This is a genomic window from Flexivirga oryzae (assembly GCF_014190805.1).
GTDB classification, from domain to species: domain Bacteria; phylum Actinomycetota; class Actinomycetes; order Actinomycetales; family Dermatophilaceae; genus Flexivirga; species Flexivirga oryzae.
In genome coordinates, this window is record NZ_JACHVQ010000005.1 from 244017 (window position 1) to 256664 (window position 12648).

At 69.2% G+C, this 12648-nt stretch carries 11 protein-coding genes; 6 read left to right on the forward strand and 5 right to left on the reverse strand.

Annotated elements, in window-relative coordinates; translation table 11 throughout:
- The first annotated feature begins 53 nt into the window (after nucleotides 1–53).
- Entirely contained in the window at nucleotides 54–755 is a 702-nt protein-coding gene (locus FHU39_RS22170) for a L,D-transpeptidase family protein (RefSeq protein WP_183322903.1), read from the forward strand.
- Nucleotides 756–937: 182 nt separating this feature from the next.
- Here the strand turns inward: FHU39_RS22170 and FHU39_RS22175 are convergent, their stop codons facing one another.
- From FHU39_RS22175 to cysC, 4 genes are read right to left on the reverse strand one after another with little or no spacing between them, the layout of a single operon-like run.
- Nucleotides 938–2446, reverse strand: coding sequence for an aminopeptidase P N-terminal domain-containing protein (locus tag FHU39_RS22175; RefSeq protein WP_183322904.1), 1509 nt, complete (start codon nucleotides 2444–2446; stop codon nucleotides 938–940).
- Nucleotides 2447–2491: 45 nt separating this feature from the next.
- Nucleotides 2492–3109 carry a hypothetical protein gene (locus FHU39_RS22180; protein WP_183322905.1) on the reverse strand — a complete coding sequence of 206 codons (618 nt, stop codon included), beginning with the start codon at nucleotides 3107–3109 and terminating at the stop codon, nucleotides 2492–2494.
- 52 nt (nucleotides 3110–3161) lie between these two features.
- Nucleotides 3162–4091, reverse strand: a complete 930-nt coding sequence (locus tag FHU39_RS22185) for a sulfite exporter TauE/SafE family protein (protein WP_183322906.1) — start codon at nucleotides 4089–4091, stop codon at nucleotides 3162–3164.
- A gap of 1 nt (nucleotide 4092) precedes the next feature.
- On the reverse strand, nucleotides 4093–5253 hold the full coding sequence (gene cysC / locus FHU39_RS22190) for an adenylyl-sulfate kinase (protein WP_221185807.1): 1161 nt from the start codon (nucleotides 5251–5253) through the stop codon (nucleotides 4093–4095).
- A 96-nt stretch (nucleotides 5254–5349) separates the two neighbouring features.
- Between cysC and cysD the strand changes: the two genes are divergently transcribed.
- Together cysD and FHU39_RS22200 are read left to right on the forward strand one after the other, a co-directional pair.
- Nucleotides 5350–6261 carry a sulfate adenylyltransferase subunit CysD gene (cysD, locus tag FHU39_RS22195; RefSeq protein WP_183322907.1) on the forward strand — a complete coding sequence of 304 codons (912 nt, stop codon included), beginning with the start codon at nucleotides 5350–5352 and terminating at the stop codon, nucleotides 6259–6261.
- 21 nt (nucleotides 6262–6282) lie between these two features.
- A complete protein-coding gene (locus FHU39_RS22200) occupies nucleotides 6283–7527 on the forward strand; it encodes a sulfate adenylyltransferase subunit 1 (protein WP_183322964.1) in 1245 nt (414 codons plus the stop codon).
- Between the two features lie 54 nt (nucleotides 7528–7581).
- On the opposite strand, the gene FHU39_RS24845 is transcribed toward FHU39_RS22200, so the two are convergent.
- Nucleotides 7582–8409 (reverse strand): acyltransferase, encoded by an 828-nt coding sequence (locus FHU39_RS24845; protein ID WP_183322908.1) that lies wholly within the window; start codon nucleotides 8407–8409, stop codon nucleotides 7582–7584.
- A 204-nt stretch (nucleotides 8410–8613) separates the two neighbouring features.
- On the opposite strand from FHU39_RS24845, the gene FHU39_RS22210 reads away from it, so the two are divergent.
- From FHU39_RS22210 to FHU39_RS22220, 3 genes are all read left to right on the forward strand, one after another.
- Nucleotides 8614–9426, forward strand: a complete 813-nt coding sequence (locus FHU39_RS22210) for a CDP-alcohol phosphatidyltransferase family protein (protein ID WP_183322909.1) — start codon at nucleotides 8614–8616, stop codon at nucleotides 9424–9426.
- On the forward strand, nucleotides 9423–11135 hold the full coding sequence (locus FHU39_RS22215) for a CDP-glycerol glycerophosphotransferase family protein (RefSeq protein ID WP_183322910.1): 1713 nt from the start codon (nucleotides 9423–9425) through the stop codon (nucleotides 11133–11135). The genes FHU39_RS22210 and FHU39_RS22215 overlap by 4 nt, the downstream gene beginning before the upstream one ends.
- Nucleotides 11136–11222: 87 nt before the next feature.
- A complete protein-coding gene (locus tag FHU39_RS22220) occupies nucleotides 11223–12638 on the forward strand; it encodes an SDR family NAD(P)-dependent oxidoreductase (RefSeq protein WP_183322911.1) in 1416 nt (471 codons plus the stop codon).
- Nucleotides 12639–12648 lie beyond the last annotated feature (10 nt).

A 12648-nucleotide genomic window follows, 5' to 3' on the forward strand; every position in this document is an offset into this window, starting at 1 on the left:
AAATTCGCGGACCGTTCACCGGGCGGCCCGCAGGGACATCGGGGGATGGACAGATGGATACAGCGATCGGTCGTCGGCAACTGCTCGGCGGCACAGCGGCAGTCGGTCTGGTGGGTGCTCTCGGCTTCGTGGGCACCGGCAGGGCGGAGGCGGCCACGCGCGCCACGATCAAGTACGGCAGCCGCGGAGCCAACGTCACCTACCTGCAGAAACGGCTCAACGCGGTGAGCTACTGGTGTGGCGCGGCCGACGGCATCTTCGGCGCGCAGACGCAACAGGCGGTCTTCGCTCTGCAGAAGGCGTGGGGTCTGGCGCGGGACGGCATCGTCGGCCCGATCACCTGGGGCAAGGTCGCGTCCAACACGCGCCGCTCACCCCGGTACGGCGCCGGCCACCGCATCGAGATCGACAAGTCGCGACAGCTGCTGCTGGTCGTCTGGGGTTCGAGCGTGCGCTACACGCTCAACACCAGCACCGGTGCCAACAAGCCGTTCTACGCCTGGGGCCGCTGGTATGACGGGCGCACCCCGAGCGGGAAGTTCTCCGTCTACAGCCACGCGAACGGCTGGCAGCACGGCGCGCTGGGCGACCTCTACAAGCCGTACTACTTCAACGGCGGCATCGCGGTGCACGGCGCCACCAGCGTCCCCACCTACAACGCGTCGCACGGGTGCTGCCGCTTGTCGGTGGCGGCGCAGAACCACCTGATCGCCACCGGCGTGATGGTCAACCACCGTCAGGTCTACGTGTACTGAACCGCCGCTGATAACGAAACGGACACGACTGCAGATCCGTCGCAACGGAATCGGGAGCGGTGGCGTCTATCAGGTATCAGGACGGCGGGGGACTCGCCTCCGGCCTCGGGGGGCCGGAGACCGGGGGGACGAACGGCGGGTGCCGACGCGAACGGGGAGCGTCGGCACCCGCCGATCACGTGTCAGGCGGATGCGCCGCCGCGCACCCGTGCGATCCACGCCTCGACGTCGGCGAGTTCGCTCGGGATGTCGGACGACAGCACCTCGTGGCCGGTCTCGGTGACGAGCACGTCGTCCTCGATGCGGACACCGGTCCCGCGCAACTCCTGCGGCACGAGTTCGTCGTCGGCCTTGAAGTACAGACCCGGCTCGACCGTCAGGATCATGCCGGGCTCGAGCTCGGCGTCCATGTAGTCCTCGCGCAGCGCGAGGGCGCAGTCGTGCACGTCGATGCCGAGGTGGTGGCTGGTGCCGTGCACCATCCACCGGCGGTGGAACTGCCCCGTCTCCTTGTCGAGTGTCGCCTCGACGTCGACACCGTCGGGCAGCAGTCCCCACTCGAACAGGTGCTCCGCGATGACCCGGATGGCTGCCGCGTGGATGTCGGAGAACTTGTTGCCGGGCTGCACGGCGGCGATGCCGGCCTGCTGGGCGGCATACACCGCCTCGTAGACCTTGCGCTGCGCTTCGTCATACGTCCCGTCGACCGGCAGTGTGCGGGTGATGTCGGCGGTGTAGAGCGAATCGACCTCGACACCGGCATCGACCAGCACCAGGTCCTCCTCCTGGACGTCGCCGGTGTTCTTGATCCAGTGCAGCGTGTTGGCGTGATCCCCTGCGGCACAGATGGATTCGTAACCGACACCATTGCCGCGATGACGCGCGCGCAGGCCGAACGAACCCTCGAGCCAGCGCTCGCCCCGGCCGCGGCGCACCGCTTCCGCCAGCTCGGCGATGATCGCCTCGAAGCCCTCCGCCGTGGCCGCGATGGCCTGCCGCATCTGCTCGATCTCGAAATGGTCCTTGACCAGCCGCAGTGTCGACAGGAAGCGCGCGAGCTCCTCGTCGGCCTCGGCCCGCTGCTCGACGGATCCCTCGGCCTCCGCCTCGCTGGCCCGCGCCTTCTCGACCGCCGCCGTCACCTCGCCGTCGGCGTCGCGTACGACGCGCACGCCGATCTCACCGGCGTCCTTGGCGACCGCGTCGGCGAACTCGTCGATGTGCCGGGCGCTGAGGCCCAGCTCCGCCTCGACGTCCTCGATGGTCGGGCGGCGCCCGACCCAGAACTCGCCGTACCGCGCATCGGCGAAGAACTCCTCGGTGTCCCGGCCCGCGAGCGGCCGGAAGAACAGCACCGCGTCGTGCCCGCCGCCGTCACGCGGCTCCAGTACGAGCACGGCGTCCGGTTCGCGGTCGGCGCCCAGGCCGGTGAGGTGCGCGAACGCCGAGTGCGGACGGAAGATGTAGTCGGTGTCGTTGCTGCGGACCTTCAGACCGCCGGCAGGTATGACGAGCCGCTCGCCGGGGAACGCGTCCGACACCGCAGCGCGACGCTTCGCGGCGAAGTCCGCGACCTCCGCGCGGGCCGGGCAATCGGTGCCGCGGGGCGCCCACCCGGTGGCGATGAAGGACCGGAAGGCCTCCGGCGACGGTTGGCTGCGGGACTGCGACTTCTGCTGCTTCTCACTCACACAGGCCATCGTCGCACGCGTGCGGGGCGCCCGGCAGCACGCCCGTCAGCTCCCGCCCCACGCCCAGGTCGACAGGATCGCGTCGAGTGCCTGGTCGGCGCCCGCGGACGCCTTCGCGGTCGCGGCGCTGGTCATGGTGAGCGAGTAGACGTGCTCGCGGTAGACGACGAAGAACTGGGTCTGGGTGAACTTCGCACCCTGCGCGGTCCGGGTGAAGGTGTAGCCACTTGCCGGTAGGCCGCCGATCGTGCGGTCCGGCTTGTCGACGATGTGAACGCCCTGCTGACGCCACGCGATCTCGGCCTGCGACACCACGTCGTCGAGGGCCGGGACCGGCTCGGGTGCCTGGACGACGACCGTGAAGTTGGTCGTCACCGCGTTCTGTGGGGCCGGCGCCTTGATCGCCAGGGTCGACCCCTTGCCGGCGAACTTGCGCCAGCCGGTGGGTGCCACCACCGAGAACGACCCGTCCCCGCTGGTGACGCTGCCGGCAGCGGCGGAGGTGCTGAGCGTGGGTGTCGGCACCGCGGTGACGGTGGTCGGCACCGACACCTGGCCGGTCGGTCGGGTGGGCGTTTCGCCGGAGGAGCACGCGGTGATGCCGAGAGCGAACAACGCGGCCGCGGTGACGGCGAGTGAGCGCGACGACGATGGGGTGCTCATATGGCGCGATCCTAGCCAGCGGTGCTGACCCGGATGTCGGGCAGACCCGCTGTCAGTCGTCGTCGCCCGAGGTGGCCGACCCGAGATGGTCGAAGGCCGGCAGCCCGTGCTGGCGGCGGATCGCTCCCCACACCACCGGTCCGAGGATCACCATCCCGGCGCCGAGGATGCCGACCCAGGTCGGGTCGACACCGAGCATCCCCAGGCCGGTGAGGGTGAGCACCATGACGATGCCGCGCCGGATCACCGACTGGTTGACCAGGCTCGCCAGCCGGGCGCCCAGGGCCGTTCCGAGGCTGCCGCCGATCATCAGCGGGATCAGCACCGACCAGTCGACTCCGGTGATCAGGATGTGGCCGATGGCTGCCGCCACGACGAGCGGGATCGCCTGCAGCAGATCGGTTCCCACCAGCCGCAGCGACGACATGGTGGGGTAGAGCAGCAGCATCCCCACCATGATCAGCGACCCGGACCCGACGCTGGTGATGCCGACGAGCAGACCCCCGAGGGCGCCGATCGCCAGCGTCGCCAGCGGCCGGATGGTCGGGTTCTGCTCCGTCCGCCGCCGCCCGGTCGCCTGCCGGACCAGGTTGAGGTACATCCGCACCACGTAGGTCGTGGCGGTGAGCAGCAGGGCGCACCCGATGGCGGCCTTGAGGAACTTCTGCTGGTCGCCGGACGGCCCGATGAGCTTGACGATGAGCGACCCGACGAGTGCCATCGGTACCGAGCCCAGGACCAGCCACTTGATCAGTTGCTTGTTGGGGGATCCGTTGCGCAGGTGCACCGCGGCGCCGACGGACTTGGTGATGGCGGCCGACACCAGGTCGTTGGCGACCGCCGACGTCGGAGGTATGCCGAGGAAGACCAGGGCGGGTGTCATCAGGGCGCCACCGCCCATGCCGGTCAGGCCGACGGCGATGCCGACACCGAAGGCGACGATCAGCAGCTGCAGCGCGTCGAAACTGAGAACTCCGCTCATCTCACCGGCCGAGGCTGAGCAGGTCGCGGCGGGTGAGCAGGCCGAGCACGTCGTCGCGCACCGCCTCGATCGACCGGTCGGTGGTGTCGAGCACCAGGTCGGCGTCCTCCGGTCGTTCGTACGGCGCGCTGATGCCGGTGAAGTTCGGGATCTCGCCGCGGCGCGCCTTGGCGTACAGGCCCTTGCGGTCCCGCCGCTCACACTCCTCCACGGGGGTGGCGATGTGGACCAGCACCAGCGTTCCACCACGCTCGGTCACCATGCGGCGCACTTCCTTCCGGGTCCGGTCGTACGGTGCGATCGGGCTGCAGATCGCCAGTCCGCCGTGGTGGGCGAGCTCGGCGGCCACCCAGCCGATCCTGCGGATGTTGGTCTCCCGGTCCGCCGGGGAGAACCCGAGTCCGGCGGACAGGTTGCGCCGCACGACGTCGCCGTCCAGCAGGGTCACCGGCCGTCCGTCGCGTTCCAGGATCCCGTTGCGGACGGCGCGTGCGACGGTCGACTTGCCCGACCCGGACAGTCCGGTGAAGAACAGCACCAGCCCTCCGGCGTTCCCTGGGGTGTCCGTCGTCGCGGGCAACCGGGCGGCGGCTCCCGCCCCGTAACCCGTCGTCACCGTCTCCAGCAGCGCCGGTTCGGCGGTTGCCCTGGCGGCGGTGAGCGGCACGGCGACGACACGAGTGTCGGCGCGTTGCGCCGCGGCCGTCAGCGCCGACCGGATGCTGGACAGCGCGGCGGCACCGGGTTCGATCGACGGGCCGGCCAGCACCAGCAGGGTCAGCTCGGCGTCGCCGAACCGGTCAAGGTCACCGGCCTGCAGCGGACGGTCGACGATGACGGTGGTCCCGTCCCCGTCCAGGTCCGCGCGAACCGACGCGGGCGGCGTGTAGAGCTGCTCGAACGGGCGCGTCGACACCGTCCCCAGCCACTCCGGCGGTGCGGTGAGGGTGGCGTGGCCGTCACTGCTCTGCGTCAGATCGACCCGGGCGAACGGGACGCCCTCCGGGTCGACGAGCTCGACCCGACCGGGCTCGGTCGCCTCCGGCAGGTAGAGCCGCTGGGCGGCCTCCGGGCCGAGCACCGGGATCCCGTCGCGCAGCAGCAGCAGATCGTCGAGTGTTTCGAGCGGTGGGCAGATCTGGGGCGCTCTCGGTTCCGGCATATAGTCAGTCTTTCAACAAGGCAGCCCAACACCGGAGCCAGGTCTGCAGCTATCCTCCGGCGTGTCCACAGTAATCCAGCAGGAGTTATGCCCAGCATGCAGACTCATCCCGACTATCGACTGAGCCAGCTCGACGAGCTCGAGGCGGAGTCGATCCACATCTTCCGCGAGGTGGCGGCGGAGTTCGAGCACCCGGTCCTCATGTGCTCCGGCGGCAAGGACTCGATCGTCATGCTCCGCCTGGCGGAGAAGGCCTTCCATCCGGCAAAGCTGCCGTTCCCCGTGCTCCAGGTCGACACCGGGTTCGATTTCCCCGAGGTGTTGCAGGCACGCGACAACTGGGTCCGTCGCCTCGGCGCGCGCCTGGTCGTGGCCTCCGTCGACGAGGCGATCAAGAACGGCGTCGTCGTCGACGACGGCAAGACGAGTCGCAACCGGTTGCAGATCGGCACCCTGTTGAACGTCATCGAGGAGAACGGCTTCACGGCGGCCTTCGGTGGCGGTCGCCGCGACGAGGAGAAGGCGCGCGCCAAGGAGCGGATCTACTCCCACCGTGACGAGTTCGGCCAGTGGGACCCCAAGAACCAGCGTCCCGAGCTGTGGTCGCTCTACAACGGCCGCCTGCACGAGGGCGAGCACATGCGGATCTTCCCGCTGTCCAACTGGACCGAGCTGGACATCTGGAACTACATCGCCCAGGAGCAGATCGAGATCCCCTCCATCTACTACGCACACCGGCGCAAGGTGATCGCGCGGGACGGCATGCTGCTGTCCGCGTCCGACGCCGTGCAACCCAGGGACGGCGAGACGGTGGAGGAGCGGACCGTGCGTTTCCGGACGGTTGGCGACATGACGCTCACCGGCTGCGTGGAGTCGGAGGCGGACACGCTGGAGAAGATCATCGAGGAGATCGCAGTGGCTCGGGTCACCGAGCGGGGGGCGACCCGAGGGGACGACCGGTTCTCCGAGGCAGCGATGGAGGACCGGAAGAAGGAAGGTTACTTCTAAATGACCCAGGTGATTCAGGACATGGATCTGCTGCGATTCGCGACGGCGGGCTCCGTGGACGACGGCAAATCGACGTTGATCGGCCGGCTGCTGCTGGACTCGAAGGCGATCTTCGAGGACCAGCTGGAGTCGGTCGAGGCGACCAGCCAGTCCCGCGGCTACGACTACACCGACCTCGCCCTGCTGACCGACGGCCTGCGCTCGGAACGGGAGCAGGGCATCACCATCGACGTCGCGTACCGCTACTTCGCCACCCCGAGGCGCAAGTTCATCATCGCCGACACCCCGGGCCACGTGCAATACACCCGCAACATGGTCACCGGCGCCTCCACCTCCGACCTCGGCCTGGTCCTGGTCGACGCGCGGCAGGGCCTCACCGAGCAGTCGCGGCGGCACGCGGTGCTGCTCTCCCTGCTGCGGGTGCCGCACCTGCTGCTGGCGGTCAACAAGATGGACCTGGTCGACTACGACCAGGCGACCTTCGAGAAGATCGACAAGGAGTTCACCTCGTTCGCGTCGCGGCTGAACATCCCCGACCTGCAGGTGATCCCGGTCTCCGCGCTCCAGGGCGACAACGTGGTCACCCGTTCGGAGAACATGCCCTGGTACCAGGGCCCCTCCCTCATGCACCACCTGGAGAACGTGCACATCGCTTCGGACCGCGCGATGCGGGACGTGCGCTTCCCGGTGCAGTACGTCGTCCGCCCCAAGTCCGACGAGCACCACGACTACCGCGGTTACGCCGGTCAGGTCGCCGGTGGTGTCCTCAAGCCGGGTGACGAGGTCATGGTGCTGCCGAGCGGGATGACCTCCACGATCGAGGGCATCGACCTGTACGACCGCGAGCTGGACGAGGCCTACGCGCCGATGTCAGTGGTCGTCCGGCTCACCGACGACGTCGACGTCTCGCGCGGGGACATGATCTGCCGGACCAAGAACCTGCCGGCCCAGACGCAGGACCTGGACGCGATGGTGTGCTGGATGACCAGTGCCCCGCTGAAGCCCAAGCAGAAGCTCGCGATCAAGCACACCACGCGGACGGCGCGCGCGATCGTCAAGGACGTGCAGTACCGGTTGGACGTCAACACGCTGCACCGGGATCTCGCCGCGGGTGAGCTCGCACTCAACGAGATCGGCCGGGTGCAGCTGCGGGTGACGACCCCGCTGATGACCGACCCGTACGAACGCAACCGCACGACCGGCTCGTTCATCCTCATCGACGAGGCCACCGGCAACACCGTCGGTGCCGGGATGATCAACAGCTGAGCAGACTCATGGAAGGGCCGCCGCGTCACCCGGCGCGGCGGCCCTTTCACGTTCTCAACCGGTGCGGTCGGCCAGCGCGTTGCGCAGCCGGCCGGCCAGCCGGCGAGCGCGGGTGACCGATCGCCGCGCAGTGGACACCGGCCGCTGGGGTCGGACGGTTGGCGGATGTGCCTCGACCAGGTGGTCCGCGCTGAACTCCGGGTCGGTACGCCGCCAGTACTTCGACTTCTTCACGGTCGAGGAGTGCGGCTTGTAGAACGGTTCGGTGAGGCCGAGGTGGGGCCGTTCCCAGGCGATGTCGGTGCGGACCACCACCGCGGGGGACCCGACCGCGATGACGTTGTTGGGCAGGCTGCGGGTGACGATGCTGTTGGCGCCGACGACCGTGCCCTCCCCAATCTCGACGCCGCCGAGCACGATGGACCCCCAACCGAGCCAGGTGTGCGCGCCGATGTGGATCGATCGGGCGAGGTTGATCCGTTCCCCGGTCCGTACGTCGAAGATCGGGTGCCCGTCGTCCGCACGCACCTGGTTCTGACTGGCGAACATGGTGTCCTCGCCGATGTCGACCGTCACGCCCTCCACTGCGGAGATGACGACCTTGGCCGTCGCGGACACCCCGTCCCTCACCCGCACCGTGGCGTCCTGGCCGACCCGCACCTGGGCGGCGAACCCGCGCCGCTTCGGGTTCGCGCCGAGCTCGAAGGTCCCGTTGCTGGCGTTGAAGTCGACCTGCAGGCTGCGCGTATGGGCGTCGGCGTGGATGCGCGCGACGTTGTCGCGGCCACGGAAGGTGATCTGCACCGCCTCCGACGGAGGCCCGGTGTATTCGATGCGATTGCCTTCGTCGTCCTCGTACGGTGCGAGTGGAACGGTCTTCATTCAATTACCAGACGGGTCGGTGGTGACGGGTGGGGCGGGTGGGGTGACGGTCCGCCCGCGCATTCAGCTTCGACCATTGTTCAGCAGCTATCACGGAATCGTGGAACAACACACCCCGGAATCGTCGGCGAACGGCTCCTGCCTGCCCGGTGTCCGGCACGTGACCTGCGACAATCGTGCCGGTGAACAACTGTGAGGACTCTCGTGAATGATCAGCGTCGCCGACCGGCGATCGCCGAGCTGCGGGCGGTGTGCCAGCCGGAGTCGGTGCGGGGGCGCAAGAACGCCGAGCACTGGTCCGGCTTCTACATGCGCGACGGCTCGGTACACCTGACCCGGCTGCTGGTGCCGACGCGGATCACCCCCAACGGGGTCACCGGCATCATGATCGTGTCGGGGTGGTGCGTCGGTGCGTCGCTGCTCATCCCGGGCATCTGGGGTCCGATCCTCGCCGTGCTGTTCGGCCAGCTGCAGATGTTCCTGGACGCGGTCGACGGCGAGCTCGCGAGGTGGCGGCAGCGTTTCAGCCCGGCCGGCATCTTCCTGGACCGGGTCGCGCACTACACCACGGAGGGCTTCGTCGGGCTGGCGTTGGGCCTGCGGGCGGCCGGCGTCGTCGGCGGCCACCCGGCCGATGTCGATCCGTGGAAGTATGCGTTCCTCGGCGGCCTGCTGATGGGCGGGATCCTGATCAACAAGTCGCTCAACGACATGGTGCACGTCGCGCGCGCGCTCGCGGGGCTCGACCGCCTGCCGGACACGGCGGAGGCGAAAGCGGTTCCGACGACGAGCCTGATCGGTATGGCGCGCAAGGTTTTCCGCTTTCTGCCGTTCCACCGGATCTTCCACTCGGTTGACCTCGGTCTGGTGTCCCTCGGCCTCGGGATCGTCGGGCTCGTCCTGGGCGACGACCAGCAGGTGTTCCGGGTCGCGGTCCCCGTCCTGGTGGTGCTGGTCTGGCTGGCCGTGATCGGGCACTTCGCGGCGATCATGGCATCGCCGCGGGTGAAGGCATGAGCGTCTCGGTCCGCAACCGGCTGGTGTCGGTCGCCAAGCGCCTCCTGCGGTCCCACGAGGTTCTGCTCCTCCTCGCCGCAGGCACGGCGGCGCTGGCGGCCCTTCCGGCTCCGGGACTCCTTGTCGGCATACTCGCCCTCGGGCAGCAGGCCCGGGTCTACTCGCTGGCCCGCCGGCAGCAGCCGAGCGCGGCGATGACCACGTCCTCGGTGGTCGCCGTGCTGTCCTGTGCACTGAGCCTCGGCGCGCACGGCGCGGCCACCGTCTGGGTGGCGCTCCTGGTGGGTGCCGGCGTGCTGGTCGGCCTCGGCCAGGGGCAGTTGCACCAGCGCGTCGTGCCACGCATCCGCGCGGTCAACCTGCCCGGTGTGCCCACCGATCGACGGGCGCAGGAGCCCGGGGCGCTCTCGACCGCCGTACCGGTCGCCGGCATCCTGCTCGCGCTGCTGCTGATCGCCGAGTCCATCCGGGACGTTCCGTCCTACGTCGGTGCGCTGGCGCTCGTGCTGGCACTGGCCTGGATGGCCCGGTGCGCCGCCCGGCTGCGCGCCATCGTGCACGCCCGCCGGGACGGCAGCGCCGACCGTGCCGTGGCACTGGCCATCGAGCGGTACGCGCCGCAGTTCTACGTCTACTTCAGCGGCCCGGTGGCTGGCGACTATCAGCTGAAGATGTGGCTGCCCTACCTGGAGCAGCTCGGTGTTCCGTTCGCGATCCTGTCCCGCACCGCGCAGCTGCTGCCGCGGGCCGCACGGCTGAACACCAGCGCTCCGGTGATCGCGTGCCCGGCGGTGACCGGCCTGGACGTGTGCATGGTGCCCAGCGTGCGAGCCCTCTTCTACGTCAACATCAACGGCTCGATCTCGGACGGGGTCCGCTACCTGGACCGCACACACGTGCACCTCAACCACGGCGACTCGGACAAGCCGTCCAGTTACCACCCGATCTTCGCGATGTTCGACCGCGACTTCGTCGCGGGACCGGCGGCGATCGACCGGTTCGCACGCCACGGCGTCGTCATGCCGAAGGAGAAGTTCGTCATCGTGGGCCGCCCGCAGGTCGCGGCGGTCGCCGAGACCAACAGCGACCCGGTGCCGGAGCGCCCCACCGTGCTGTACGCGCCCACCTGGCAGTCCGGGATGCGGGAGATGAGCCTGAGCTCGCTGGAGCACGGCGAGCGGATCGTCCGGACCCTGCTCGACACCGGTGCCCGCGTCATCTTCCGCCCGCACCCGCTGTCGGCGGGTCACCGGCAGCAGGCCGGCATGATCGCCCGCATCGACGCGCTGCTGGCGGCCGCCAGTACCCCGCAGTGTCCGCACCTCACCAGTTCACGGGCTCTGCGGGAGAGCATCATCGGCAACTACAACCGGTCGGACGCCCTGGTGACGGACGTCTCGAGCGTCGCGTCCGACTACCTCGCGTCGTGCAAGCCCATGGCGGTGGTGCTGCCCATCGGGACGTGGCGGCTCGCCGACGCCGAGGAGTACCCGGTGCTGCGGGCGACATACCTGATCGATCTGGGCGAGGACGACCTGGCGTCCGGTCTGGCACCCCTGGTCGGCGCGGCCCCCGACCCGCTGGGACCGGTGCGGCAGGAGTTGCGCTCCTACTACTTGGGCGACGAGCGGGACAGCGTCCGGCTTTTCCTGGACGCCGCGGCGTCGGTGCTGCGGGACACCCCCGAAACGGCCACCACGAGCGGCTGACCGACGGGGCGCCCTTGTTAGGCTGGCCCAGCCCTGGCCGGAGGCCGGGGCGCGACCGGTGTCGACGAAATTCTAGGGAGTGACCGCGTGAAGACGTATGGCGTTGTGCTGGCCGGTGGTGTCGGGGCACGGCTCGGGCTGAGCGTGCCCAAGCAGATGGTCAAGGTGTCCGGCAAGACCATTCTGGAGCACACTGTCGCGGCCCTGCACGACTCCGCGGTGATCGACGAGATGATCGTGATGGTGACCCCCGGATGGGCGGAGAAGACCGCCACGATCCTGGGCGACAAGTACCCCAAGGTCTCCCGGATCCTGGACGGCGGTTCGAGCCGCAACGAGACCACGATGCGTGTCCTCAACGCGATCGAGGAGGAGGAGGCCAAGATCCTGCTGCACGACGCCGTGCGGCCGCTGGTCGACGGCCGCATCCTCAAGGACTGCGCGGCAGCCTTGGACAGCTACAACGCCGTCGATGTCGTCATCCCGTCCGCCGACACCATCGTGACCGTCGACGAGGACGAGATCATCACGCACATCCCCGACCGGGGTTTCCTGCGGCGCGGGCAGACGCCGCAGGGGTTCAAGTTGTCGGTGCTGCGCGCGGCCTACGACCTGGCCGTGGACGACCCCTACTTCTCCGCGACCGATGACTGCGGCGTGGTGTTGAAGTACCTGCCCGACGTGCGGACCAAGACGATCCTCGGGTCCGACCGCAACATGAAGGTCACCTACCCGCTCGACATGTACATCGTCGACAAGTTCTTCCAGCTGGGCACCCAGGAGGCGCCCGTGCCGGAGGAGGACCTGCGCGAGTACTTCACCGGCAAGACGATCGTGATCCTCGGCGGCAGCTACGGCATCGGCGCCGAGATCGACCGGTTGGCACGCAGTTTCGGCGCGACCGTGGTCGCCCACGGACGCTCGACGACCGGTCTGCACGTGGAGGACGCCGACCAGATCGCGGAGGCGTTCGAGAAGACCGCGCAGGAGCACGGAAAGATCGACGCGGTGGTGCTGACCGCCGGTGTGCTGCAGATGGGGCGGCTGGCCGACGCCAGCGCCGAGGATGTCGCCAAGGTGATCGACGTCAACTACCTGGCGCCGGTCAACGTGGCGCGTGCGGCCTACCCCTACCTGAAGAAGTCGGGTGGCCACCTGCTCAACTTCACCTCCTCGTCCTACACCCGGGGCCGGGAGAACTACGCGCTGTACTCCTCGACCAAGGCGGCGGTGGTCAACCTGACCCAGGCGCTGTCGGAGGAATGGGCCGCCGACAACATCAAGGTCAACGTCGTCAACCCCGAGCGGGCCGCCACGCCGATGCGGCTGGCCGCGTTCGGTGAGGAACCGCCGGGCACCCTGCTGTCCGCGGAGCAGGTCGCCGAGTCGTCCCTGGCGGTGCTGGCCTCGGAGCTGACCGGTGCGGTCATCGACGTACGCCGGAAGCTGCCCGCGGCGCAGCCTGCGGACGCCGCGAGCGTGGACACGCCGGCCGGCCCCTGACCCACCGGGT

Coding starts and splice junctions, on each gene's coding strand:
- FHU39_RS22170 (WP_183322903.1), top strand. CDS start 54: ATGGATACAGCGATCGGTCGTCGGCAACTGCTCGGCGGCACAGCGGCA.
- FHU39_RS22180 (WP_183322905.1), bottom strand. CDS start 3,109: ATGAGCACCCCATCGTCGTCGCGCTCACTCGCCGTCACCGCGGCCGCG.
- FHU39_RS22185 (WP_183322906.1), bottom strand. CDS start 4,091: ATGAGCGGAGTTCTCAGTTTCGACGCGCTGCAGCTGCTGATCGTCGCC.
- cysC (WP_221185807.1), bottom strand. CDS start 5,253: ATGCCGGAACCGAGAGCGCCCCAGATCTGCCCACCGCTCGAAACACTC.
- cysD (WP_183322907.1), top strand. CDS start 5,350: ATGCAGACTCATCCCGACTATCGACTGAGCCAGCTCGACGAGCTCGAG.
- FHU39_RS22200 (WP_183322964.1), top strand. CDS start 6,283: ATGGATCTGCTGCGATTCGCGACGGCGGGCTCCGTGGACGACGGCAAA.
- FHU39_RS24845 (WP_183322908.1), bottom strand. CDS start 8,409: ATGAAGACCGTTCCACTCGCACCGTACGAGGACGACGAAGGCAATCGC.
- FHU39_RS22215 (WP_183322910.1), top strand. CDS start 9,423: ATGAGCGTCTCGGTCCGCAACCGGCTGGTGTCGGTCGCCAAGCGCCTC.